Origin of the sequence: Exiguobacterium sp. Leaf196, assembly GCF_001423965.1 — a bacterium.
In the GTDB taxonomy this organism is placed as follows: domain Bacteria; phylum Bacillota; class Bacilli; order Exiguobacteriales; family Exiguobacteriaceae; genus Exiguobacterium_A.
Genome location: NZ_LMPV01000001.1, coordinates 865,149 through 888,010, shown reverse-complemented (window position 1 = coordinate 888,010; position 22,862 = coordinate 865,149). Strand labels below are relative to the sequence as shown.

At 48.9% G+C, this 22,862-nt stretch carries 27 protein-coding genes; 10 read left to right on the top strand and 17 right to left on the bottom strand.

Annotated elements, in window-relative coordinates; all coding sequences use genetic code 11:
* Window positions 1–5: 5 nt before the first annotated feature.
* Genes ASG02_RS04695 through ASG02_RS04680 form a run of 4 tightly spaced genes read right to left on the bottom strand, consistent with a single transcriptional unit; the run spans window position 6 to window position 3,707 of the window.
* Window positions 6–797, bottom strand: a complete 792-nt coding sequence (locus ASG02_RS04695; RefSeq protein WP_056061374.1) for a protein phosphatase 2C domain-containing protein — start codon at window positions 795–797, stop codon at window positions 6–8.
* A gap of 18 nt (window positions 798–815) precedes the next feature.
* Complete coding sequence (locus ASG02_RS04690; protein ID WP_056061372.1) at window positions 816–1,736, bottom strand: alpha/beta hydrolase; 921 nt, start codon at window positions 1,734–1,736, stop codon at window positions 816–818.
* 34 nt (window positions 1,737–1,770) lie between these two features.
* Window positions 1,771–3,219: a PH domain-containing protein gene (locus ASG02_RS04685; protein ID WP_056061370.1), complete on the bottom strand. Its 1,449-nt coding sequence runs from the start codon at window positions 3,217–3,219 to the stop codon at window positions 1,771–1,773.
* Complete coding sequence (locus tag ASG02_RS04680) at window positions 3,216–3,707, bottom strand: PH domain-containing protein (protein WP_056061365.1); 492 nt, start codon at window positions 3,705–3,707, stop codon at window positions 3,216–3,218. Before ASG02_RS04680 ends, ASG02_RS04685 begins: the two co-directional genes overlap by 4 nt.
* Window positions 3,708–3,833: 126 nt before the next feature.
* On the opposite strand from ASG02_RS04680, the gene ASG02_RS04675 reads away from it, so the two are divergent.
* Window positions 3,834–4,289 (top strand): hypothetical protein, encoded by a 456-nt coding sequence (locus ASG02_RS04675; RefSeq protein ID WP_023468294.1) that lies wholly within the window; start codon window positions 3,834–3,836, stop codon window positions 4,287–4,289.
* 17 nt (window positions 4,290–4,306) lie between these two features.
* Here ASG02_RS04675 and ASG02_RS04670 read toward each other — a convergent pair whose 3' ends face one another.
* Window positions 4,307–4,738 (bottom strand): MarR family winged helix-turn-helix transcriptional regulator, encoded by a 432-nt coding sequence (locus ASG02_RS04670; RefSeq protein ID WP_056061363.1) that lies wholly within the window; start codon window positions 4,736–4,738, stop codon window positions 4,307–4,309.
* Between the two features lie 108 nt (window positions 4,739–4,846).
* On the opposite strand from ASG02_RS04670, the gene ASG02_RS04665 reads away from it, so the two are divergent.
* Window positions 4,847–5,269 (top strand): organic hydroperoxide resistance protein, encoded by a 423-nt coding sequence (locus ASG02_RS04665; protein ID WP_023468292.1) that lies wholly within the window; start codon window positions 4,847–4,849, stop codon window positions 5,267–5,269.
* Between the two features lie 133 nt (window positions 5,270–5,402).
* On the opposite strand, the gene ASG02_RS04660 is transcribed toward ASG02_RS04665, so the two are convergent.
* Window positions 5,403–6,539 carry a hypothetical protein gene (locus tag ASG02_RS04660; RefSeq protein WP_056061360.1) on the bottom strand — a complete coding sequence of 379 codons (1,137 nt, stop codon included), beginning with the start codon at window positions 6,537–6,539 and terminating at the stop codon, window positions 5,403–5,405.
* 140 nt (window positions 6,540–6,679) lie between these two features.
* On the opposite strand from ASG02_RS04660, the gene ASG02_RS04655 reads away from it, so the two are divergent.
* The 4 genes from ASG02_RS04655 to ASG02_RS04640 all read left to right on the top strand — a co-directional run bounded on the left by ASG02_RS04655 (window position 6,680) and on the right by ASG02_RS04640 (window position 9,158).
* Complete coding sequence (locus ASG02_RS04655) at window positions 6,680–7,756, top strand: GTP pyrophosphokinase family protein (RefSeq protein WP_235514003.1); 1,077 nt, start codon at window positions 6,680–6,682, stop codon at window positions 7,754–7,756.
* 71 nt (window positions 7,757–7,827) lie between these two features.
* Window positions 7,828–8,271, top strand: coding sequence for a MarR family winged helix-turn-helix transcriptional regulator (locus ASG02_RS04650; RefSeq protein ID WP_035408025.1), 444 nt, complete (start codon window positions 7,828–7,830; stop codon window positions 8,269–8,271).
* Between the two features lie 72 nt (window positions 8,272–8,343).
* Window positions 8,344–8,829 carry a tetratricopeptide repeat protein gene (locus ASG02_RS04645; RefSeq protein ID WP_056061357.1) on the top strand — a complete coding sequence of 162 codons (486 nt, stop codon included), beginning with the start codon at window positions 8,344–8,346 and terminating at the stop codon, window positions 8,827–8,829.
* Between the two features lie 80 nt (window positions 8,830–8,909).
* Window positions 8,910–9,158 (top strand): hypothetical protein, encoded by a 249-nt coding sequence (locus ASG02_RS04640; protein WP_231496855.1) that lies wholly within the window; start codon window positions 8,910–8,912, stop codon window positions 9,156–9,158.
* A gap of 74 nt (window positions 9,159–9,232) precedes the next feature.
* Here ASG02_RS04640 and ASG02_RS04635 read toward each other — a convergent pair whose 3' ends face one another.
* Genes ASG02_RS04635 through ASG02_RS04615 form a run of 5 tightly spaced genes read right to left on the bottom strand, consistent with a single transcriptional unit; the run spans window position 9,233 to window position 13,403 of the window.
* On the bottom strand, window positions 9,233–10,120 hold the full coding sequence (locus ASG02_RS04635; RefSeq protein ID WP_056061352.1) for an aminoglycoside phosphotransferase family protein: 888 nt from the start codon (window positions 10,118–10,120) through the stop codon (window positions 9,233–9,235).
* Window positions 10,121–10,171: 51 nt separating this feature from the next.
* Entirely contained in the window at window positions 10,172–10,729 is a 558-nt protein-coding gene (locus tag ASG02_RS04630) for a guanylate kinase (protein ID WP_056061349.1), read from the bottom strand.
* A gap of 10 nt (window positions 10,730–10,739) precedes the next feature.
* Entirely contained in the window at window positions 10,740–11,189 is a 450-nt protein-coding gene (locus ASG02_RS04625; protein WP_035408033.1) for a hypothetical protein, read from the bottom strand.
* A gap of 13 nt (window positions 11,190–11,202) precedes the next feature.
* Window positions 11,203–11,925, bottom strand: coding sequence for a glycerophosphodiester phosphodiesterase (locus ASG02_RS04620; RefSeq protein ID WP_069201462.1), 723 nt, complete (start codon window positions 11,923–11,925; stop codon window positions 11,203–11,205).
* Entirely contained in the window at window positions 11,925–13,403 is a 1,479-nt protein-coding gene (locus tag ASG02_RS04615) for a carboxypeptidase M32 (protein WP_056061344.1), read from the bottom strand. Before ASG02_RS04615 ends, ASG02_RS04620 begins: the two co-directional genes overlap by 1 nt.
* Window positions 13,404–13,558: 155 nt before the next feature.
* Between ASG02_RS04615 and ASG02_RS04610 the strand changes: the two genes are divergently transcribed.
* A complete protein-coding gene (locus ASG02_RS04610; RefSeq protein ID WP_056061341.1) occupies window positions 13,559–14,179 on the top strand; it encodes a hypothetical protein in 621 nt (206 codons plus the stop codon).
* A gap of 51 nt (window positions 14,180–14,230) precedes the next feature.
* Here ASG02_RS04610 and ASG02_RS04605 read toward each other — a convergent pair whose 3' ends face one another.
* From ASG02_RS04605 to ASG02_RS04595, 3 genes are all read right to left on the bottom strand, one after another.
* A complete protein-coding gene (locus tag ASG02_RS04605; protein WP_235514014.1) occupies window positions 14,231–15,172 on the bottom strand; it encodes a sensor domain-containing diguanylate cyclase in 942 nt (313 codons plus the stop codon).
* A 497-nt stretch (window positions 15,173–15,669) separates the two neighbouring features.
* Window positions 15,670–16,272 carry a hypothetical protein gene (locus ASG02_RS04600; RefSeq protein WP_056061336.1) on the bottom strand — a complete coding sequence of 201 codons (603 nt, stop codon included), beginning with the start codon at window positions 16,270–16,272 and terminating at the stop codon, window positions 15,670–15,672.
* A gap of 78 nt (window positions 16,273–16,350) precedes the next feature.
* Window positions 16,351–17,643 carry a globin-coupled sensor protein gene (locus tag ASG02_RS04595; protein ID WP_056061333.1) on the bottom strand — a complete coding sequence of 431 codons (1,293 nt, stop codon included), beginning with the start codon at window positions 17,641–17,643 and terminating at the stop codon, window positions 16,351–16,353.
* A gap of 291 nt (window positions 17,644–17,934) precedes the next feature.
* Between ASG02_RS04595 and ASG02_RS04590 the strand changes: the two genes are divergently transcribed.
* From ASG02_RS04590 to ASG02_RS04580, 3 genes are all read left to right on the top strand, one after another.
* Window positions 17,935–18,987: a hypothetical protein gene (locus ASG02_RS04590; RefSeq protein ID WP_035408048.1), complete on the top strand. Its 1,053-nt coding sequence runs from the start codon at window positions 17,935–17,937 to the stop codon at window positions 18,985–18,987.
* 118 nt (window positions 18,988–19,105) lie between these two features.
* On the top strand, window positions 19,106–19,708 hold the full coding sequence (locus ASG02_RS04585) for a TetR/AcrR family transcriptional regulator (RefSeq protein WP_235514002.1): 603 nt from the start codon (window positions 19,106–19,108) through the stop codon (window positions 19,706–19,708).
* 8 nt (window positions 19,709–19,716) lie between these two features.
* Window positions 19,717–20,898, top strand: coding sequence for an MFS transporter (locus tag ASG02_RS04580; protein WP_056061330.1), 1,182 nt, complete (start codon window positions 19,717–19,719; stop codon window positions 20,896–20,898).
* A 40-nt stretch (window positions 20,899–20,938) separates the two neighbouring features.
* Here the strand turns inward: ASG02_RS04580 and ASG02_RS04575 are convergent, their stop codons facing one another.
* The 3 genes from ASG02_RS04575 to ASG02_RS15695 all read right to left on the bottom strand — a co-directional run bounded on the left by ASG02_RS04575 (window position 20,939) and on the right by ASG02_RS15695 (window position 22,737).
* Window positions 20,939–21,544 carry an HAD-IA family hydrolase gene (locus ASG02_RS04575; protein WP_056061326.1) on the bottom strand — a complete coding sequence of 202 codons (606 nt, stop codon included), beginning with the start codon at window positions 21,542–21,544 and terminating at the stop codon, window positions 20,939–20,941.
* Window positions 21,516–22,427: a PhzF family phenazine biosynthesis protein gene (locus ASG02_RS04570; protein ID WP_056061323.1), complete on the bottom strand. Its 912-nt coding sequence runs from the start codon at window positions 22,425–22,427 to the stop codon at window positions 21,516–21,518. The genes ASG02_RS04575 and ASG02_RS04570 overlap by 29 nt, the downstream gene beginning before the upstream one ends.
* A 133-nt stretch (window positions 22,428–22,560) precedes the next feature.
* Window positions 22,561–22,737 (bottom strand): hypothetical protein, encoded by a 177-nt coding sequence (locus ASG02_RS15695; protein ID WP_200934374.1) that lies wholly within the window; start codon window positions 22,735–22,737, stop codon window positions 22,561–22,563.
* Window positions 22,738–22,862 lie beyond the last annotated feature (125 nt).

Sequence of the window (22,862 nt, the reverse complement as noted above, 5' to 3'; positions counted from 1 at the left end):
GTGTGTTATGTATCGCTTGGTCGCGTGGCGTGTTCCTCAATCGTGACCCTCCACGTGACGACGGTCGTGCTATCGCGTACGCCCAACGCTTCAATCGTCGCAAAGAGTTCTTCGACACCCCCTGACTGTAAGGCTTTATCGATTTGCATTGCTTCGACATACGGTGTACCTGGGCATTCAAGCAAACCATCCGTCGTCACGAACAATTGGTTCTCACCTTGCCGCAACTCGCGGATCCCACGCGCGTAACTTGGTACCGGTAAGGCAAACGTATTTGCACGACCGATCCATTCATAGAATTGACGCTGGTTTAAAGCAGCTTGTCCCATGTTCATCAACTCTGGATGAAACAGGTACAAGACGACGTCGCCGACCGAGAACCACCAGATGAACCGTCCTTTGCGGACCGCAATCAGACACGCCGTCTCCCCTTGCAACATCGCACACGCCGCTAAAAAGTCCGGGTCTTGAAATAGATCCAGCACGGTCGTCTCGATCCGTCGGAATGCTTCCGTAAGTGGTGCATCAAGATTAGTCCGAATACGCGACTCGTGTTGTGCCAACTGCTCTAAGACAAGTGCTGCACTATCCGCTGTCTTATGAGCGTCTAAGACGACGGTCATCTCCCAATCGTCGCCGATCAAGATGGCAGCCCCGTCTTCGTTTTTATATTGACCGCTTCTTGAGCAGCCTCCGAATCGACCGAGCGTCACCCGACCAATCTGGTCAATCTGCTTCGTGTCAACGAATGGTTCGTCGGATCCGACCCAGTAGTAGGATGATTGTGTCGTCTGCATGCATCAGTCTTCCCTTCTTTACATCTCCCGCAAGTACGGTTGCAGGAATAAGCGTAATCGTTTTTCGTAGTTATCCGGGTCCATCGTATACGTCTCGTCATGACCGGCATCACGAACCGGATACAATTGCTTTAATCCCGTTTTTGCTTGGTACAGCTCGTACATCATCCGAACCGGGACCAGGTCGTCCTTCATTCCATGAATGAACATCGTCGGAACCCGACTCTTCGTTGCTTGGCGCGTCACCGAGACGTCGCCATAAAAGAAATCTTGCTCGCCTTTATTCCACATGCTCGCGACCGTCAGAGACGGCAGTGCCGGGTAACGGATCTGTTCATCCGCGAGTAGACTGAACCAGTCGTCGAGTCGGGCGTAAGCTCCTTCAGCAACGATCGCCCGGACTTGTGTAGGTACGGTCTCGCCAGAAGCGAGTAAGACGGTCGATGCGCCGACACCGAGTCCATGATAGACGATCCGTGTATCGTCTCCGTTTTCAGCAAGCAAGCGCTTCGTCCATTCCAAGGCATCCAGTCGATCGAGCCAACCGTAATTCCGGACGCCACCGCTACGATCCTGACCACGCCGTTCGATGAGTAAGACATTAAAATCCGCCTCATGGTAATAGCGGGCAAGTGCATAAACACCGGTCTGTGAAAACATCATCTCATCCGGGACGAGGAGGACTGTCTGTTTGCTACCGTCAACCGGTAGATAACGACCGAAGCGGACGAGCCCGTCCTTCGACCATTGCTGTGTCTCGCTCGTTTGTTTGAACCATGTCTCGTCTTTCGTCACCTGTCCGTCCGTTCTCGTCGTCTTCAGAATCGGAGAAGCGTCCGACTGACCGATCAATGTTTCTTGCATCCGGTATCCATCATAGACGATGAACAGTAGCAGACACGTGACGAGCAACACGATGCCGATTCCCCATTTGCGCATGTGCTTCGCTTCCTTTCCGACAGTGAGTCTTTCCTTATTCGTCGTCGGTTTTCACTTCCCCTGCTAACGGGGTCGAAAGGAACGATTGTTTATACCAGCGCTGTAAGGTATCGATATCCGTTCGTTCAAAATAAAGCGCGTTAAAAGCAGTATTGCCCCGTAGTTGAATCTGAATTCGGGCAATCTCCTTTGCTTCGAGCCAGCGAGAAACGGACCAGGTCAATTCCTCGATTTTCAGTCGTGGCGTATAGACGGTCTCTTTTTGGACCCATTGTTTGCGTAACATCAAGAGATCGTGGCCGGTTCCGAAACGGGTCTTTCGGTAACCGCTGCGCACAGCGAAGTAATAGAACGGTAACCAGATGAACAGAAGCAAGATCAAGAAGCGCCATGAGGAATCAAGAACGATGATGACGACACTGCTTAGTGCAGTAAACAACAGCGCATAACCGAGTAACGGCCAACGAACCCGGTAGCGAAAACCGATCGGTGCGACTTCATGCTGCGGGCTGAACTGTCGAAAGCGCGGCAGATATGTCGCCAGAAACGGATCAATCTCGTTCGTCCGGATGAACGGATGGAGCAACAGTCGCTCCTTCTCTCCGGTCGCCGAGATGATGTGCAAGGACAGGCTCGCTCGTCCGATCAAACGCTGAATCCAGCTTTCCTGAATGACGAGGGCTTGAATCTTATCAGCATGAAACGCGACCTCGGTCCGGTTCAACATCCCGTACCCGATCAACAATCGGTTGTGTTGCAAGACGGCACGGTACGAACCGTATTTCAAGATATAGACGATGATCGAGCCGATGTAGATGACGAGTAAGACGAGTACGCCAAGTCCCGTCAAAACGAACAACGATAAATGAGCGAGTTCTGAGAACAGTCGATCGACATAACGTTCAATGAACTGATCGATGAATTGATAGGCGGTCCCGATCCCGACGAGCGCTAGTCCGACGCGTCCCGACAAGGCACCAGCTAATGCCAAATCGCGGACAGGGATCGTATAGGCGACTTCCGCCTGCTGTTCTTCGACGACGAGTTGCCCCTCATTTTTGATCGACGACTTCAGTTCTTTCGCAAAATCAAGACGGATCCCTTTTAGTTCGACTTCCGGTGTTCCGCTCTCGGACGATGTCTCGACGGTCAACGTCGCAAGACGCAACAGTCGTTCGATGACGTTTTGTTGAATGCCGATCGACTCGATCCGTTTACGTTGCGTCGTCCGTTCACTTTTTTGGAAAATTCCTTTGCGGACCCGAATCGTCTCGGCATCAATCGTGAACGTATAGAAATACCAGGAGGCGATCCCGTATAAGAGGACGAATACAATCCCGATACTGATCCCGATCCACGTATAGGTGTTGATCTCACCTTTTCGGATCGCATTTAAAATCAAGGCGGCGAACGGAATCAGGAGCGAGCGGATGATCGAGATACTCGACATCACGATGAACAGTGGGTGGACGCGCCGGGTCATAACGATTCCTCCTCCCGCTCCTCGAGTTTCGCGAAGCGTTCGACTTGTGTGCGTAGCGCGTCTCCTTGCGCACGATCGAGTCGAGTTAACGTGACGAAGCCGGATGCCGTTCGAATATCCAGTGTGATCAAATCATAGCGACGCAGGATCGGTCCCGTTTGGCTATCGATCAATTGCACCTTGACGAGCGGCACGGTGACTTCGCGGCGGAAGAAGATGCCGTTGCGGACGACGAGAAATTCCTCATCGATGCGATAACGCATATACTTCAAGCGAAGAACGGGTATGTAGACGATACGGGGAATGAAATAGATCAGCCAAAGCAGACCGACGATGCCCATCCACCAAGGTGTCAGGTCGAGCCACATGACTTGAGTAATCGTCGTTCCGATCAAGATGACGGCGATTAAGCCATGTAACGGCAACAATCCGAGCCGTTCTGCTCGAATCGATCGTTCTGGCAGCGTATGCCATTGTACAGTAGACATCAAAAAACACTTCCTTTCGTTTCCATTTACGGTTAAAAACGTCGCTTGGTTTCAGACAGCGGTTGACATTTTGTTTGAATTCATCGCATATATAGAAGTGAAGAACTGTAACACCAAGGAGGAACCATGTTAACTTTTGAAGAAAAACTACGAATTATCGAGACCTTCCCACAACTCGTCCGAAAAGATGTCTCGCTGAAGCGCGTCAATTTCCAATTTCCGGACAGTCAGTATGAGAAGAAGAATCTCGTCTATCATTTACATCCGAACGGTAACGGCTTCGTCTATGCCGCTGGTCTACCAGGTTATGAAACGGACGAAAAAGGGTTCGTCAACATCCGTGAATTCTCAGAGCCTGCTTTAATTCTCTTATTAGAAGATGCAATCAAAGCACTCTCAACAGTCCAATCGGTCGAAACACTCGAAGAAACATGGGTCAACGATAACCAGTTCGAATTGACGTTGCTCAATGAAGACATCGACACGTGGCTCGTCTACGCCGGTGATCTTTTAGACGGTGCATTCAACTCGTATAAGGAAGCAGCGAACTATCTTGAAGAAGAAGGCTTCCGCCGTAAATAAGACAATGAGCGATCCGGTTAATCCGGGTCGCTCATTTTCATGACGAGACGATTCAGTGCCGCTTTGACGACGCGTAAGTCTTCTTCATCGACGTCGAGTGTTTGGACGAGATCAAGCGGAACGGTCTCTGCTTGTTTCCGTAACGCACGACCGGCATCTGTCAAAAAAATCTGGATGTGTCGTTCGTCTTCCGGCTTACGGACGCGTCGCAACAGTTCTGCTGCTTCGAGTTTCTTTAGTAACGGCGTCAACGTACCGGAGTCAAGATGGAGCCGTTCGCCGATGGCTTTAAGCGATTGTCCCTCCTCCTCCCAGACGACGAGCATGACGAGATATTGTGGATACGTCAGACCGAGGGGTTCAAGTAACGGACGATAACGACGCGTGATCTCACGCGAAATCGCATAAAACGGAAAACAGAGTTGTTCATCTAAAGCTAACGGGTTCATAAAAAATTCCTCCTATCGTGAGCAAACGAGTTGCATTTCGATTTAAATTGTATACAATCTAATTGTAAGCTACTTATTTGAATCTAACAACGAAAGGGAGTTACACACATGAAACCAATGTTCACATCATCTGCAACAGCTGTCGGAGGTCGCGACGGACGCGTCGTATCGGAGGACGGAATCCTTGACGTCGCCCTCGCAATGCCAGTACCAGGATCGAAAAAACAAGCAACGAACCCAGAACAACTCTTTGCTGCAGGATACTCTGCTTGCTTCGACTCTGCCTTGAACATGGTTGCTCGCAAACAAGGGATCAAACACGATGGCAGTGAAGTCACAGCACACGTGACATTAAACGAAGCAGCTGACGGATTCATGCTTTCCGTCGAACTCGATGTTCTCGTCCGTGGGATCTCGGAAGAAGCAGCGGCTGAACTTGCGAAAGTCGCGCATACGGTCTGCCCTTACTCACGTGCAACTGCTGGAAACATTCAAGTCGACGTCTACACACGTACGACTGACGCAGAATAAGTGTAGCATTTCTAGCCAGCCTGAGGTTTACTCTCGGCTGGTTTTTTGTTTTTATAAAAAACAATTGGTATGTGAAATAATTTTATATTTGCAGGCATAGCGGTTGCTCTCGCGCAGAGAACAACCGCTCCTTTTATAATTGATGGACTGATAAGATGACGAGTTCTCCGGACACAGTGACATAATAGGCATCTTCGAAGCGATAGCGTTCATTATGTTCTGCGTCATAGACGGTGACCATTGGTTCCGCGTTGTCTCCAACCGCTTCGTGTAGATAGAAACGTCCGCGTAAGACACGTTCGAACGGTTCTTTATCAAGGAATCGGGCACCGTTGCGTAAGTTGATTACTTCATGATGGTGCTCGGAACGGTCATTAACGATGAAGATCGTCGACTCAACGTCATCGTACGTGAAGTCAAGCGGTTCATAGTCACTCCACTGGATCCGGGCGACCTCTTCGACACTCGCTTCCGTATCGATCCGGTAAAAGATTTCTTCGTTCAGACGATCGGTATAGGCACTAAAGATAAGATGCCCTTCTTGTTCCCCGAGATATTGGACGGTGTCCCCTTCCCCGTCTAATTTCAATAGTGTCGCAAACGATAAATGCTCGACACCGTGTTCGATTTCTTCGATCAAGGTCGGCAGCGGAGCAATCAACAAGCTTTCGGAGTGATCAATCGGATCTTCTGGTGAGATGACACCACTTTCAAGGGCGTCATAGAACGAGAACTCATCGAGCCGAGCGTTACAGACGATGTACTCCTTCTCTTCGAGCGTGACGAGAAAGAAATAGAGTTCCCGGTAATTCTCCGTCATCCCGTAGAGCCGTGGATCGCGAATCGTCTGCCGTGATTCGTCCTTGACGTCATATAGAAACGCGGACGTCGTATCGGTCGTTTGTAAGAATACGAGATAGTTCTCATTGAGCACCCAGTAGAGCGTCAAATCCCCTTCGACATAAAACGACGCAATCTGCTCCCGTTTACCGGACAAGAGATCGATAACGAGCACTTCCGTCTCCCCGCCCTGCTCTTGCGTATGTTCATTCAAACAATAGACTCTTCCGTGCCGCACGAACGGTCGGGTCGGTCCGTGATCCGTCAAGGCTTCTGGCGTTAGATCGACCTGTTCTTGATCTTCAAGATCATATCGGCTGATGTGGTAACGGGCGTCATCAAGACGACGTCGAAAATAGATCGACGATGGTGTGACATGCAAGACATCCATATGATCGGCGGGTAAAGCACGGGCATCCACTATTTCCATGATTAATCTCCTCCCGGACACGTACTACTTGTCTTTTTCCCACGAATCGTACTGCTTCAAACAGGGTCTTGCTGTGCGTTTAACGAAGCAGAGTGCTACAATATGGCTAGATGACTACAGGATGAGGAAGGTGCGAAACGGTGCAATCACAAGATTTAAATACGATGATGCTCGAATACGTCAATGATAAGGAAGAATATGATGCCTATGCCGACAAGTTGAAGATGCTCTTGTCCGAGTTGCTCGACGCGGCAGGCATCAAATACCACTCAATCGTCGCCCGGACGAAAGACTCCGAGAGCCTGTATCAAAAGGTCTTACGGCAACCGAATAAATACCGTTCGCTCAAGGACGTCCATGACTTGACCGGGATCCGGATCGTCACTTATTTCCATGACGATGTCCGGGAAGCGGCACGCATCATCGAGAATGAGTTCGCAATCGATCGCGATCAATCGGTCGATAAGTCGACCTTGCTTGATACGACGGAATTTGGTTACCTCTCGGTCCACTTCGTCGCGTCACTCAGTGAACAGCGGCTTGCCTTGAGCGAGTATGGACGTTTCAAGGACTATACGGCTGAGATCCAAATCCGCTCGATCCTGCAACACGCTTGGGCGGAGATCGAGCATGATCTCGGATATAAAAATCCGAACAGCGTCCCGGCAGAAGTCCGGCGCAGCTTCAGTCGAGTGGCAGGACTTCTAGAGATCGCTGATCAGGAGTTCGTCAACATCAAGAAGCAATTGAAACAATTCGAAGATGAGACGGTCCAACAAATCTTGTCTGATCCCCATCAAGTCCGGATCACGGCAGATAACTTGAACTATTTCATCGACCACTCCCCCGTCATCAGCGAGCTCGACAAACGTCTCGTCACGTCACAAATGATGCTCGATTCCGATCAACAGTTGATCAACGAACTGATCCGGATGTTCCATTACGTCGATATCCGGACGTACGGTGAACTGATTGAAGCGGTCTCGACACATAGTCCGCTCGCCTTACGTTGTGCAAAGGTCATGCCGAACCCATTCTTGCCTCGTCAAGGAATCGGGATCGCCTATATCTGTATGGCATTGACGATCGCTGGCGAAGATACGCATCGCATTGACTACTTCTTCCGCCGTTTCTATCCGGAGTTACGTAACGTCGAAGAAATCGTCGCTCAAGTCGCCCGTGTCGTCGAGTCAGATGATTCAAGAGAAAAATATTGATTAAACTAAAATTTTTCACTATACTAAATCACGAGTGAAAGAAACTACGGTATAGAAAGAGTGAAGGATACATGGCAACTACACTAGAAGTAGCACTACGCGATCAGTTGATCGTTGATACGGAAAAAGGATTACGGATGAACTACCGCGCGATCAAAAAGGACGTGCGTAGCATGTTTACGACTTACTTGACACGTAACGAGTTCTTCATCTTAAAATCACTTTGTGCGAACAGTCCTCAAATTGCTTCAGCGCTCTCACAAGAGTTCCAGTTTTCAGCAAGCATGATTACAGCTCTGGCAGACGAATTGACGAAAAAAGAGTTGATCTCACGTGAGCGGAGCGAGCTCGATCGTCGTGTCGTCGAACTGCGAGCAACACCGAAAGGCATCGAGCTTTACGAAAAACTCGAGTCGATGAAGATGGATTACCTTGCAGACGTCTTTGAGGACTTCTCGGATCAGGAACTGGAGTTGTTCCGTTCGCTCTTAACGAAGCTTGAAAAAACAGTCTAAGCTGTTCGATGGAACGGATCCGGTCAAAAGCGATCGGATCCGTTTTTTAGTAATCGATTAGGAGGAAACACGATGTTTGATTTCGAATCAGTGCAACACTTACGAAAGACAGGGCAGTATGAAGCAGCAAAGGAACTCGTCCGTCAGTATGTCGAAACAGCCCCTAACGATCCGACGGTCCTCTATCAGATGGCCTGGTGTCATGATAGTCTTGGTGAGGAACAGGCTGCTGTCCCCTACTATGAACAAGCACTTGCGCTCGGTCTTGCTGGTGAGGACCGCTTGCAAGCTTATATCGGGCTCGGCAGTACATACCGCGTCATCGGTCAGTTCAAAGAAGCATCAAGCGTTTTCCGAAGCGCGTTGCTTGAATTTCCAGACGCCCACGCCTTACAAGCATTCCTCGCGATGACGGAGTACAACCTTGGTCAAGTCAATCAGGCTGTCGGTCGGTTACTCAAGAGTCTTGCTGCGACGTCGTCGGACGCCTCGATTCAGACATTTAACCGGGCACTTCGTTATTATGCCGATCATTTGGACGAGATCGACACGGAATAAAGCAACAGTTGACGATGGATTGGTTCGCACAGCATAATGTAACAGCTAAGCGGACTCGCTTTTGGCAGGAAAGGAAGTTAATGATGTCATCAAAAAAAGTATGGACAGTAGAAGGTTATGAAGAACAAGGGCAAGAAAAACACGGCAAGGCAAGTAAGTCAGAAACATATACGACTGAAGCGGATGCTAAGAAAGCCGCTAAGAAGATGGCGGATCAAAACGATCATCTCGACGTCTACGTGATTTATACGAATACGGTAAACGGTAAAACAGAAGAACGGTTCTTCAATTCGAACGGCAAGTATAGTGAAGAAGGATTCGAATGGTAATCTCCCTTTTCATTTAAAGGTCCACTCAAAAAAATGGATTCGATTCTCTTCAAGTGAGAGACGAATCCATTTTTTTAGTCATGGCTTTGCCTCTCATACCAAAGCGGTATTTCACACTGAAACCCATCGTGGTCTCGGATGATCCGCTGAACACGTCGTTGCATTGCCTCCAATCCGTCTACATCGAACCGTTTTGCCCAGACGAGAGACGAGAAGACGACCATCGCCATATAGAGGCTGTAGATTTTCCAAAAGTTAGAAGGTACTTCGTTCTCAAAGTATCCATCGATCATGTGACGGGCAAAGACGGGACTCGTCTCGACTTGAAACAACCCACATTTGACGAAGTCATGCCACGGATCGCCGTAATCATGGTTCCCGTAATCGAGGAAGGCACAGAGATGTCCATTCTCAACAAGAAGATTATCAAGATGGACATCGTCATGTTGCAGTTGATTCGGACGCTCAGCTAAAAGGGAGAGCCTCAAAAGGATGAACCGATCGAGTCTCTCGATCCACTCTGGCTCAAGCAACCCATCAACCGCTGCGCGATAGCGGTCATGTTTCGCCTGACAACGTTCCTTCCATGCCGCCGTCCCGCTCGGTGCTATCACGTCATGAATGCATCTCAATGCTCGCCCTGCCTCCTGACCGAGTCGAGGGGCTAATTCTGGTGACTCGAGAAGCACGCTTCGAACGGTTCGTCCGGGTAGGTATGGATAAATGCCGTACGCGGTCGTCGCAGTCCGTCCGGTCGCTAGCGGTAAGGCGTGAGAAATTCCCTTTTGTTCTGGGATCATTAAAGCCGTCTCACGTTCAAACTGACGACTTAATGGGTCCGTCACGACCTTGACGATGTAGTGTGCTGTTGCCGTCTTGACGGACCAGACGGCTTGGTGCGAGTGTCCGGTAAGCCGTCTAACGCTATCGATATCAGTCAGTAATGGATGATCTGGTAGCATGAAGACTCCTTTCTGAAGACAAAAAGAGGACGCTTACTTGCGTCCTCTTCGTCATGCCTGTGGGATATAGCTGGCAATGATCTCAAGCAGATCGGCATACGCCGTTTCGAAATCGATGTTTTCGATCATATAATCGTAGTGATCGCGGTCTTTCCACGCTTCCTCGTAATCGACGAGTCGCGCTTCGAACTCCGGTGTATCACCGCGCATTAACAATCGCTCCTTCATCAAATCGGGTGGGACCGAGACGAAGATCGTGATGACTTGGTCACCAAACAGACGTTTAAAGTTTGCTGCTCCTTTTGGATCGATGTCCTTGATGACGATTTGATCCTGCTCGAGGACATCGACATACGCTTGCCGTGGTGTTCCGTACCACGCGCGGTGAACATGGGCGTATTCGATGAACCCGTTCTCTTGGATCAGTTGCTGGAACGTCTTGACGTCGACGAAGTGATAGCTTGCTCCATCAATTTCCGTCGGACGTTTCGGTCGTGTCGTCACGGACGGGATGAACCGGACGTGTGCGTATTCCGTCCGCAGACGTTTGATTAGGGAAGACTTTCCGCTGCCCGATCCACCAATCAAGAGAATGATTTTACCTGACATCGTTTTCCCCCTATTGTTGTGTCGTGAAATAACCTGTAAAGCGGAGCGCGAACTGTTCTAGTTCACTATCAACGACCGTCCCGTATATTGGTCGGATGACGATCAAGTAGCGTTCATACGAGATGATCCGGGACGTCTCATTACGTGTCATCTGGACTTGAGCTTCCGGGTAACTCTCAACATAGTACCAATCGACCGCAATCCGTTCATCGGATGGGGTCTCATAGATCCAAGTCACCGTCGTTCCATTAGCAGGAAGGGTGCTTTTCAAGGTGAAGCGCTGAATCTGCTTCAATTCACGTTTCGCTGATGCAAGTCCTGCCTCATAATCCGCAGGGCGCATCGGTGTCGTCGTCACTTGTTTCGGTTTTGGTTCCGGCAAGCGGGCAAAGCCGAGCTGGAGACCGACGAATAAAGCGACGAGCGACAAACTGATGACGAATACGTATTCCTTGCGCATCCCTTCCTCCTCCTCATCCTTCGAGTGTGTCGCGCATTCCTTTTGGATCATTGACGATGACGGCGTCAACACCGATCGTTTGCATCTGACGGACATCGTCGATCGTCTTCGGGGTATAGACCCGAACCGTGACGTCTTTTGCGTGAGCGAACGCGACATCCGCCTCCGTCACGCGTCGGTAATCGGGATGAATCCCTGTCGCACCGATCCGGAGGGCTTGTTCTTCCGGATGATAGATCGGATACGGATACAGAATCGCCGTCTCGACGCTCGGGTCAAGCTTGCGAATCAGAGCAACCGAATAATGGTTGAACGAACTGAACAACAACCGATCCGTCGAAATGCCGTGCGCTGCACAGCGTTCAAGGACATACGCTTCAAGCCCGTCATAGCGGATCGTATCCGTCTTCAGCTCGATGTTGAGCCGCAGGGTCACTGGTGCAAGGATTGCGAGTACTTCGTCAAGCGTCGGAATCTTCGTCTTGATTGGTTCCCCTTTGAATCGTGCTCCAGCATCCAGCGCCTGCAGTTCGGCAACCGTCATGTCGATGACGCGCCCCTTCCCGTTCGTCGTCCGGTTGACGGTCTCATCGTGAATGATGACACCGACACCGTCCTTTGAGAAATGGACATCGAACTCGACCCCATCGACGTCGTCTTCAATCGCAGCAGCGATGGCTTCGAGCGTGTTCTCCGGAAAACGGTCACTGACGCCGCGGTGTGCAAACCATAACATCAGAGTGCCTCGACGACACGCGTGTATTTCTTCGTCAAGTAGTTGACGAGGGGTGCGACCGAGATCGATTGACCCGTTGCTGCTTCGATCAGTTCAGCCGGTGTCTTCGATTTCCCGTGACGGTGAATGTTTTCTTTCAGCCAGCTTTTGATCGGTGCGAGTGTACCAGCTGCAATCAGACCATCGACGTTTTCGACGTCACGACGAAGCGCTTCGTTCAATTGTGCTGCATAGACGAGACCAAGCGCGTAACTTGGGAAGTAACCAAACGAGCCTCCTGACCAGTGGACGTCTTGTAAGACCCCTTTATCGTCACTCGGGACATCGACGCCGAGATACTCTTTATAGAGACGGTTCCATTCTTGCGGGAGATCCTTCACTTCGAGTTCTTTCGTCATCAGGCGCTTTTCAAGCTCATACCGAATGATGATATGAAGGGCATATGTCAATTCATCGGCTTCGATCCGAATGAGTGACGGCTTGACTTCGTTGACCGCTGCGTAGAAGCGTTCAAACGGAACATCAGCAAGCGACGGGATTGCTTGTTGTAGACCATGATAACGTGCTGATAAGAAGCCTTGATTACGTCCGATGAAATTCTCGAAGAACAGTGATTGTGATTCGTGGATCCCCATCGAAGCACCTTCACCGAGACCGAGAGAATCGAGTTCCGGTTCGATACCTTGCTCATACGTCGCGTGTCCGGCTTCATGCATCGTGCCGAAGACGGAGTTCCGGTAGTCGTTCTCATCATATTTCGTCGTGATCCGCGCATCCTTCCGGTTGATCGTCGTTTGGAACGGGTGAACCGTCTCATCCAATCGACCGGACGTGAAGTCATAACCGATATCACGGAGCCATTCTTGATTCAAGGCGATCTGTGTCTTGCGGTCCGCTGACCAATCAAGCGTCGGGAAGTCTTTTCCTTCGAGCTGACTGAGCAAACCAATGATTGCTTGACGGAGTTCCGCAAACAATGGATCGAGTGTTGCGACCGTCATCCCTGGCTCATAGTCATGCAGGAGCGCGTCATACGGGTGCGCGTCATAACCCCAATACTCAACAAACTGGCGTTCCATCGCGACGATTTTCTCGAGATATGGTTCAAACATCGACCAATCATTCGCGTCCTTCGCCTTTTCCCAGACACTCTCGGCTTCCGAAATCAACGTGATGAACGTTTGATACTCGGCTTCTGGAATCTTCGAGTCGCGATCGAATGCTTCTTTTGCTTTCGCGAACGAGATCGCTTCGATGCCCGTCAGCGTCTCTTGCTCCATCGCTGCCAGTAATTGTTGGTACGTTTTTCCTGTCCGGCGACGGAAGCTCTCTGTTGAGAGGAATCCGATTGAAGCGGAACGGTTCGCTGCACCTTGATCCGGCATGTATGTCCGCATATCCCAGTATAGTAATGCGACGGCTTCTTCGTATGCGCGAAGACCATCAAAATGGTCGCGCCATTGTTGTGTCGTTGACATGATTAGAGACCCCCTTGAAGTATGTAACAGTGTAGCATTTTTAGCATATCACAAAATGTTCAAAACTTTCACACACGAATGATTTTTGAAACTTTTCCCGTCAGATGAGCGTATAATGAACATACGATCAAGCAGAGCGAAAGGAAGTGGCAACAGTGAAGACAGACGCTGAGTTAGCCGATTTGATTCAGTTGAAAGAAACGGGTCCGGTCTGTACGATCGAACATCTCCCAAAAGAGCTCGACTGGATCGGCACCGGTCGTAGCGCCTATGTATTCCGGGTTCGTGGCACCGACCGCGTCATCAAGAAGTTCTATCCGTCATTTCGTCCTCTCGCTGAGTTAGAAGGCGGCATTTATGAACAACTGACGACGTTTTCGACGTATGCGAGGATGTTCGAATATGGACCCGATTACCTTGTGCTCGAATACATTGAGGGACAAACGTTATTCGAATGCCTCGTCAGCGGGACCTATATTCCAGAATCCGTCTTAACGACAGTCGATGCAGCGCTAGCAGAGGCACGCGCCGTAGGTCTTAATCCATCAGATATTCATCTACGCAATATTTTGTTAACGGCAAATGGAACACGGATCATCGATGTCGCAAGGTTCCGTCAAACCGAACCGTGTACACAATGGGATGATTTGAAGAAAGCCTACCAGTATGTCTATGCAAAACCGTTCTTCCCGAAAAAACTGAGCGAGACGTTCCTCAATACGATCGCTGATGTCTATAAGGGACGCTTGTTCGAATCGATTCGAAAGACCGGTTAATTGAAAACGCGATGCTCCTCCTTGTGAGGAAACATCGCGTTTTTTCGTTGATTATTGGATGCGTTGTGAGACAGCATCCGCAAAACGAAACGTATTCTTACCGTCTTTTTTTGCGGCATATAACGCACGGTCTGCCTGTTGAATGATCGTTTTTAGCGTAATGGTTTCATCATCAAACAGCACGATCCCGATGCTGGTCGAGACAGCATATGGCGTCTGCCATGTTCCAAGTTTCTGAAGGAGCTGCTGCGCAATTCGTTCGTACTCCTTTTTCGTCTTCTGATGGGTGAAACGAATCAAGAACTCGTCTCCCCCGATCCGGACAGAAAACGCGTCTTTATAAGAACGTGTACTATCCTGTAGTCGTTTCGCGACGTCGATCAAGACTTTGTCGCCGGTCTCATGCCCATACACGTCGTTCACTTGCTTAAATCCGTCGAGATCAAGATAAAACAGCGCACCGGAATGTTGCTGTTCCGTTTCCCACTGTCTCGTCAAATAACGTCGGTTATACAATTGTGTTAGCGTGTCCTTCCAAGCAAACTGTTCGAGCTCAAGGTAATACGAAAACAGTTTCGCGATCCGTTGGAGAAGTTGAATGCTCTTCTCTTCGAATCGACTTGCTTCATCATGGACAGCGCACAACGTACCAAAGGTTTGACCATTCGTTAAACTGATTGGAATCCCGAGATAGGACTCGATCTGTAACGCTTTTAATGCGTCCTGCATATCTTCTAAGCGCTCGTCATCGCTAATGGACTCATACCAGATGGGTTCGTTCTGTTCGAAATTGATGTGACGACAAAGTGTCTTTTCCATCTCAAACACTTGTCCTGCTCGAATCTCGATTCGTTGATGATCATTTGAGAGTCGTAAAATCATCTGTTGGTTTTCTTCGATCGTCGTTAAATATAACAATTGATCAGGTAGAATCTCTTTCGCTAATTCCAATACATCATCTGCCAGTTCGTTAAAATTCCGATACAGTGTCATTTCTTGCAACGTATCACACCTCATTCGTTATTCGTTCTTTTTAGATCATATGTTTCACGAAGCAACCCATCGATTGCACAATCCTTATATTTTCCAGTCGCATTGCGAATCATCACCCATACAGTCCTTCTTGAATCATACCGACTTTCTGCATGATTCCTCCTGGAGCTTTATCGATATTATGGGCGACTGAAACCTTATAAAGGAGCAATTCTTGAAAACCAAAGACAAGGACTGCAGCTAATGCCTCGCTACCATTTCCATTGTTCCACAATCCGTTCTAAACATCGCTTCCGTATCAGCCAGTCGGATTTTTCGTAATCGGAGCCGTTTAGTATGTAATGCCGTACTCCCTTGAAACCGATTCATTTTATTTTAACAGCAATAAGGTATTTGAAATAAAATCATTTTGAATAAACAAGTCGAAAGACGATCATGCTTGCGACAGCTACTAGACGTATATTCGTCTCACAATCAAAGTCAAGTTGCGCCCCGTGTCATGAACCCGTCGCAATGCAGTCCCCGTTTTGATAAACGCCGATCTTTCTTTTGACTGTTGAGGAACGAATTTGATACTCCTGACCGGCATACGAGACGAGTAAGACTTCTTGTAGTCGCAATTGCTGACGAAGTGCCGGATCGGTACGGATTGTACCGACGTCACGTCCATCTTTACGAATCACGAAATGTGTCGTATTGCGAAGCCATTCCGTTCTCGTTTCTTTAATTTGCAGAAGGGTTCCTTCTCCGTCGAACGTTACATCGAGGAAAAACGATTCAAACTTCTTGAAGCGCACAAGGATCGCCTGCCACCACGTGGCATAACGTCGTGAGAACGTCAGCCATTGTTCATGCGCGAGAAAAACCGTATTCGTCTTTTGGGTCGCCCGGTCCGCTAAGTGAACGGACACCCCTGCCTCTCGTCCACGATAACGCAAATCACGCCGGATTTGCCACCATTCGACTCCACCGATCAAGAAAGCGACGCCCGTTAAACCAAGTAATCCATACAACTCACGTGGAGCAAGTTCCCCTGTCGTCAGGTAATGTCCGATCAAAGCGAAAAAGCATAAAACAATCAATAATAGACTCTGCACCATAAACCTTTCACACCTCCAACTTTATTTTTCCATAAAACGTCAAAAAAGTCCTCCTTTCACATGGAAAGGAGGACTAAATCAGAGGGTCGCGGCGACTTCTTGTAAATCATCCGCTGTCTCAGCAATCGCTTCTGCAATCTTACGCATGCCTTCGATCGTGCCGGCGACATCCTTCGTATCAGTCGATAGTTCATGAATTTGCCGCGAGACATTGTCGGTCTGTTCCGAAATCCGTGAAAAGGCACGGACGACTTGTTGCATCTCTGTCGTCGTCCGGACGACCGCTGTCTCCGTCGTTCCCATCCGCTCTGAGACGACGAGCATCTTTTGCGTAATCTCTTGGGCGATGAGCGACGTCTCTGTTGCCGACTGTTTACTCTCTTCGGCAAGCTTCCGAATTTCTTGCGCAACGACGGTGAACCCGCGTCCCATCTCCCCGGCACGTGCCGCTTCGATTGAGGCGTTCAAACTGAGTAGATTCGTCTGATCAGAAATCGTCGTCACCATCCCAGCGATCCGTTCGATTTCCTGCGACAGACGGGACAGTTCAGCGACTTGTTCGGTCGTCCGTGATAAATCTGCAACGACATGCTCAAAGCGCCGTGTCTCTTCTTCAACCAGGACGACACCCGCTTCTGCTTCACTGACCGCTTCCGTCAACTGGATCGAAATCGCGTTTGTCGTCGTTGAGACGTGTTTAGCGTGCCGTTCAATCTCTTGGAAGTTTGCTGACGACTCCTCACTCATCGCAGCGAGTTCCTCGGTCGATTTTTGAACGCCATCCCCGACGTGTTGTTTTGCTGTCGCGATCGCTTGGCGTTCTTCATCGATTTGATCCTCATACATCGTCATGACGATCTGTTGTTCGAGGTTGAATAGTTTTCCCGCTGCCCGCATGATTCGGACACGCTCTGCTTCCGGCCAAGCACTGTCGTCAATCTTCTCACTGAGAACGTTCCAGACTTTCTGGAAGGCAGCGATGTACCATTTATTGTGCAAACCAATCCGAACATGCCGTTCAGCAATCCGGCGCCGGGCTTCGATGTAGTCCATTGTCACCTGACCATCGAACATTTGTAAGATGTGCCGAGCGAGGGTGCCTTTCAACCGTTCAAGTGTCGAATGTTTTTCAATCAACTGACGGAGAGACGGAACCCGGACTAACTCCTCGTAGAACGCATCGACCATGCTCGGCATCCAACGGGAAACATCCTCGCGGATGACTCGTGCAATTTGTAAATCGATGGCGTGTAGACCGATTAGACGTAATTGTTCATGTAAAGATGCTGGAACATTCAATATGACATGAGTGCGTTCGACTTCAATGAGCGCGTCAAAGGAAGGTGAAGGTGATTTCTTAAACCAATTCATATATTCATCTCCTTGTTTTTAATTTCACTTCACCTCTTATATCGTCACCGTTGATTGACCTTTAAAGGGAAACGTTAGTCTCTTTCTACATGTCATGGTAACTACATGTTGGAATATTCCGTATATTTTGAAGTTCATACGATCATTAATCATGTAACTGTAATACTAGGTTTCTCTTTGTTACTTTCCGGAAATATAAGAGCTATGCGCGTAAGAAACTTGAGATGAAGCTTTGCTATTCATGAACATCTCAAACTTGAAAGATTAATTTTGGGAGAGGTAGTGCTGATTATGGAAAAAACAAATAAAGGCTTTTCATCCCACTTCCGAGCGGAAGCGGACGGTGCGGGTCGTAACATTTCATGGAGTTCAATTTTTGCCGGTGTGGTATCATTCTTATCTTTATTAATTCTTTTCAGTCTGATTGGATCGGCGATCGGTCTCGGCGTCACGGACGTCACGTCGAATAACCCATTCGATGGCGTCGGAACAGGCTTGATCATCTGGGCGATTCTGTCATTGCTCATTTCGTTATTCGTTGCTGGATTCGTCTCTGGTGTGACGTCAGCTCGAGCCGGTCTCATTCACGGATTTTTGACTTGGTCGACGAGCGTCATCCTCTTGTTCGCTCTCTTGACGTTTACGACCGTCAATACGTTACAATCGGTCGGTTCATTACTCGGAACAGTCGGTGGAGCTGCCGGTAGCGGCATCGGGTCTGTCGCGTCGACTGCAAAAGATGCTGCCACGAAAGGGTTCGACTCCGTTACGAAGAACGTCTCAAATATCGATACGAAGGAACTTGATGGCAACGTCGAAGAAATTCTTAAGGATACAGACATCAAAGAATTACAACCTAACTACCTGCAAAGTCAACTGGATGCTGTCAAAGATGACGTCACGTCTGCCGGTAAAGAGGCTATTACGAAACCAGAAGACTTCGACAAAATCGTTCAGGATCTCGGTGATTCATTGACAGCACGATCTGAGAAAATCGAGAAATCCGTCGATGAAAAGAAAATCGCTGACGCTGTTGCGAAGAACACGGATCTTACAGGCGCCGAGGCAGATAAAGCGACGCAAAACATTGTCGATGGTTTAAACACGGCAACAAAAGAAACAACGCAACAAATCAATAATGCGAAACAAACACTTGACGAGACATCAGCTGACTTGAAGAAAACGGTTCAAGATGTTCGTCAGCAAACGGAACAAGCGACACAAACGGCATCGAAAGTTTCGATCTGGGCGTTCGTCGGTCTCCTTCTGACACTGATCTTCACATCATTCGCTGGGATTGTCGGTTCACGCGTCGCAACACGTGGTCGTGTCATGAATAAATAATGATTCCTTATAAAACTGATTCCGCCATGGCGGAGTCAGTTTTTTTGTGCGGTAGGACACTCTCATTGACTGTCCATGAAATTTCCTGTTACAGTATTACCTAACGACCGTTAGGAAGGTGATTTATCTGAAAGCGCAACAATTGTTACAGACGAGCATCCATCATTTTGCAGCGCATGGTTATGAAGGAGCATCGCTACAAGAGATCGCAACAGAAGTCGGTATCAAAAAACCGTCCATCTACGCGCATTATAAAGGCAAAGACGACCTATTTTTGCAAGCGACGACATATGCCTTGCAGGAACAAAAGCGTCGTTTCGCTACGTATTTCACAAAAACACGACAGCAACCGCTCGAGCAATCCTTGCACGGCTTCTTCGATTGGTTCATTTTAGAGCAGCAGGATGATGTCCTGATGCGATTCATCCTTCGGGCAGCCTATTTTCCACCAGAAAAACTCGAACAAGAGATGACAGAGCGCTTCAACCCGTTCTTCGATTCACTGCATGATTTATTGACGCGTCTGTTACGCGAACGTGACCGAACGGAACAGATTCTCTATTCGACGGACTACAAAAGTGCAGCGCTTGCTTATTTGACGGTTGCTGAAGGTACGCTGACAGAACTTGTCTATAACGGCGTCGACGCCTTTCACGCTAGACAGCAAGCCGTCTGGCCAATCGTCTGGCGTGGCATGTCGAAAACGATTCCAAACAATTGAGGTGACCTATGCAAAACAATACATTGATTTTAAGTACACTCCTGCTCAACTTATTCATCGCTTTTCTCGGAATCGGACTCGTCATTCCTGTCACACCGACGATCATGAATGAGTTAAGCATCTCCGGGGCGACGGTCGGTTACATGGTATCTGCCTTCGCCTTCGCGCAATTGATTCTGTCCCCGCTTGCAGGACGCGCCGTCGATAAGTACGGACGCAAGCCAATGATCATCATCGGTTTATTCATCTTTAGCATGTCTGAGCTCTTGTTCGGTCTCGGTCAACAGGTCGAAGTCCTGTTCGCATCACGGATTCTCGGTGGTGTCAGTGCGGCCTTCATCATGCCAGCCGTCACCGCTTTCATTGCTGACATCACGACGAACGAAACCCGTCCGAAAGCGCTTGGCTATATGTCTGCCGCCATCTCGACCGGTTTCATCATTGGACCCGGGATCGGCGGGTTCCTTGCTGACCTCGGCACGCGGACGCCGTTCTTCTTTGCTGCAGCGTTCGGTCTGACGGCAATGGTGTTATCTATCTTTACGCTCAAGGAACCTAACCGTCATTATGAGGCGACGACCATCAAACAACAGACGGGTTTTCGGAAAGTATTTAGTCCACTCTATTTCATCGCTTTCCTAGTCCTATTGATCTCGTCGTTCGGTCTCGCCTCGTTCGAGTCCTTGTTCGCGCTGTTCGTTGACCGGAAGTTCGGCTTTACGGCGAAAGATATCGCGCTTGCGATCTCCCTTGGTGCGATTGTCGGCGTCATCGTCCAAGTCGGGCTGTTCGATCGTTTGACACGTTGGTTCGGCGAGATTCGCTTGATCCGATACAGCTTGATTGGTTCGACGTTGCTCGTCGTCTTAATGACGTTCGTGACGAACTATGTCTCGATCATTCTCGTGACGATGGTCGTCTTCGTTGGCTTTGATTTGATGAGACCTGCCGTCACGACCTATCTTTCGAAGATTGCCGGGGATGAACAAGGTTTTGTCGGTGGAATGAACTCGATGTTTACGAGTATCGGGAATATTCTCGGACCGATCGTCGGCGGATTATTGTTTGACGTCAACCTAAACTATCCGTTTTATTTCGCGACGATGATGCTTGCGGTCGGTATTTTACTGACATACTTCTGGCATGCGCCACGTACTGAAGTAACTGAATCGGATCGTTTGTCTTCTTAAAAAAACAGCCCCGTTCCCATCACTGGAAGCGGGGCTGTCGTTATGTCAGCAATCGTTCGTGTAATTGTTCAGGTCTCGGTACCGTATAGGTCGCAACCGTCTCATTTGATCGTTCGTTGATCAGACATGTGGCAATACCCGCACGATGTCCCGCTAAGACGTCGAGTTCCCGGTCCCCGATCATGATCGTCTCGTCTAGAGCCATCTGATGCCGATTAATCAAGTACGTGACAGCTTCCGGATCCGGCTTACGGACGAAGCCATGTTCTGCAGTCAGGATGTCTTGAAAATGATGCGTCAATTCGTGTTTTGCAAGCAACGCATGAATGGATGTTCCGCGATGGGTGACGATATGATGCGTCGCACCACTTGCCGATAATGTCTCAAGCAATTCATGAATTCCCGGAAACGGACCGGACCGTTCGCGCTCAATCGTCGCCTTTTGTTGTTTGTAGTTCGTAATGAACGCTTCGGACACCGCAAACGCCCCATACATCGTCTTTGCCGAGATCGCCATCAGCTCAGCGACACGTTCTCGATCGACCGATTGCCCCTCGCTCTCGAGCATGTCCACAAAAACATCGATCAACACTGGATATGTATCGAACAAAGTGCCATCAAAATCCCAAATGAAGTGTTTCAACATCTGCCTCTTCCTCTCCCACTTTCTTTACTCCAACAAAGATGGCTTGTCCGTCCATCTCGACCTTCCAGTCGTTGTGATTAAGTCCTTCACCGGAGACATGGATTCTCACCTGACCTGATCGTCCTATCTCATGACCTTGCTCGACAGTGATCATCGTTCCTGAGACGGATGGCTTCATGAATTTTCGGTAATAGACACCCATCACACCACTCGCCGTTCCTGTTACCGGATCTTCGACGCTACCTGATCCCGTTGCTGAGAAGTGACGCCCGTGTAAAGTCGCCTGCGCATCATATGTATCGAAACAGATAGGGTGAATCGATGCTTGAGGATAGTCAGTCAAAACGGATGCAAATTGTTGATGATCTGGCATCATCCGTTGAAAATCGACGAGATGACGAATCGGCAACACAAGCGTCCAATTCCCGGTACTTCCATAAACGACCGGAAATCGTTCATCTAAATGTTTCATTTCTAATCCAATCGATGCTAAGACTGCCTCAACGTCACCATCAAATGGGTGCAGACAAGGTCGCCCTTGTCGTAAACGAAACATGCCATGCGCTAAACGAATCACAGGCAAGATGCCTGATTTTGTCTTGATTTGACAAGTTGCAGGTACACCAATATGTGAATCGATCGCCGTCAATGCAGCGATCGTACCATGTCCACATAAGTCCATCTCCCGTTCCGGTGCAAAGAAACGCATTTGATAATCTGCCTGCTCGCAAGAGAGGATGAATGTCGTTTCCGTGAATCCACTCGTCCGAGCAATCCGTTGCATCTCAAGCTCCGACAATCGATCGGCGTTTAAGACAACTCCGGCTGGATTACCGGTTCCTGGTGTCGCCGTAAACACATCATAGTGCAATATTTCAATCATCTGTCTCCTCCTGTCCAGTTTTCAGATCACACACCGTGTTGTTATGTATCTTTGATTTCTGACATCTTGATTTCATTTTTATAAGATAAGTCTAACAGAACAGATGAAAAAACAAGGACGAGACGCCCTTGCCTTAGGATGATTGCATTTGCTGCCAGTCGTCTTCTTCATAAATCGACTGGACCCATTCAATCGGTACATAGAGGGACCTTGCAATTGCTTCGTCTGTTTTACCCAGTTTTCGCAACAGATGGACGATTCGAATCCTTCGTTCGAGCTCCCGGTCATCCGGTATCAGTTCAGGCATCATCTTCTCTTCTCCTTTCCACTGAATCGGCGATGGTGTTTTCATGATGATACCCGATTATTATCTGAATATTCCGATTGGTGCGTAGAAGCAAGGATTTTTGATAAAGTTCCGAGAAAGATAACAGT

Excerpts from the sequence above, each read along its gene's own strand:
- ASG02_RS04635 (WP_056061352.1), bottom strand. The coding sequence starts at position 10,120 with ATGCTACCAGATCATCCATTACTGACTGATATCGATAGCGTTAGACGG.
- ASG02_RS15695 (WP_200934374.1), bottom strand. The coding sequence starts at position 22,737 with ATGATGCCTGAACTGATACCGGATGACCGGGAGCTCGAACGAAGGATT.
- ASG02_RS04660 (WP_056061360.1), bottom strand. The coding sequence starts at position 6,539 with ATGGAAATAGTGGATGCCCGTGCTTTACCCGCCGATCATATGGATGTC.
- ASG02_RS04570 (WP_056061323.1), bottom strand. The coding sequence starts at position 22,427 with ATGATTGAAATATTGCACTATGATGTGTTTACGGCGACACCAGGAACC.
- ASG02_RS04650 (WP_035408025.1), top strand. The coding sequence starts at position 7,828 with ATGGCAACTACACTAGAAGTAGCACTACGCGATCAGTTGATCGTTGAT.
- ASG02_RS04600 (WP_056061336.1), bottom strand. The coding sequence starts at position 16,272 with ATGGTGCAGAGTCTATTATTGATTGTTTTATGCTTTTTCGCTTTGATC.
- ASG02_RS04580 (WP_056061330.1), top strand. The coding sequence starts at position 19,717 with ATGCAAAACAATACATTGATTTTAAGTACACTCCTGCTCAACTTATTC.
- ASG02_RS04640 (WP_231496855.1), top strand. The coding sequence starts at position 8,910 with ATGATGTCATCAAAAAAAGTATGGACAGTAGAAGGTTATGAAGAACAA.
- ASG02_RS04615 (WP_056061344.1), bottom strand. The coding sequence starts at position 13,403 with ATGTCAACGACACAACAATGGCGCGACCATTTTGATGGTCTTCGCGCA.
- ASG02_RS04590 (WP_035408048.1), top strand. The coding sequence starts at position 17,935 with ATGGAAAAAACAAATAAAGGCTTTTCATCCCACTTCCGAGCGGAAGCG.
- ASG02_RS04625 (WP_035408033.1), bottom strand. The coding sequence starts at position 11,189 with ATGCGCAAGGAATACGTATTCGTCATCAGTTTGTCGCTCGTCGCTTTA.
- ASG02_RS04605 (WP_235514014.1), bottom strand. The coding sequence starts at position 15,172 with ATGACACTGTATCGGAATTTTAACGAACTGGCAGATGATGTATTGGAA.
- ASG02_RS04630 (WP_056061349.1), bottom strand. The coding sequence starts at position 10,729 with ATGTCAGGTAAAATCATTCTCTTGATTGGTGGATCGGGCAGCGGAAAG.
- ASG02_RS04690 (WP_056061372.1), bottom strand. The coding sequence starts at position 1,736 with ATGCGCAAATGGGGAATCGGCATCGTGTTGCTCGTCACGTGTCTGCTA.
- ASG02_RS04680 (WP_056061365.1), bottom strand. The coding sequence starts at position 3,707 with ATGTCTACTGTACAATGGCATACGCTGCCAGAACGATCGATTCGAGCA.
- ASG02_RS04595 (WP_056061333.1), bottom strand. The coding sequence starts at position 17,643 with ATGAATTGGTTTAAGAAATCACCTTCACCTTCCTTTGACGCGCTCATT.
- ASG02_RS04675 (WP_023468294.1), top strand. The coding sequence starts at position 3,834 with ATGTTAACTTTTGAAGAAAAACTACGAATTATCGAGACCTTCCCACAA.
- ASG02_RS04620 (WP_069201462.1), bottom strand. The coding sequence starts at position 11,925 with ATGTTATGGTTTGCACACCGCGGCGTCAGTGACCGTTTTCCGGAGAAC.
- ASG02_RS04695 (WP_056061374.1), bottom strand. The coding sequence starts at position 797 with ATGCAGACGACACAATCATCCTACTACTGGGTCGGATCCGACGAACCA.
- ASG02_RS04685 (WP_056061370.1), bottom strand. The coding sequence starts at position 3,219 with ATGACCCGGCGCGTCCACCCACTGTTCATCGTGATGTCGAGTATCTCG.
- ASG02_RS04670 (WP_056061363.1), bottom strand. The coding sequence starts at position 4,738 with ATGAACCCGTTAGCTTTAGATGAACAACTCTGTTTTCCGTTTTATGCG.
- ASG02_RS04645 (WP_056061357.1), top strand. The coding sequence starts at position 8,344 with ATGTTTGATTTCGAATCAGTGCAACACTTACGAAAGACAGGGCAGTAT.
- ASG02_RS04665 (WP_023468292.1), top strand. The coding sequence starts at position 4,847 with ATGAAACCAATGTTCACATCATCTGCAACAGCTGTCGGAGGTCGCGAC.
- ASG02_RS04575 (WP_056061326.1), bottom strand. The coding sequence starts at position 21,544 with ATGTTGAAACACTTCATTTGGGATTTTGATGGCACTTTGTTCGATACA.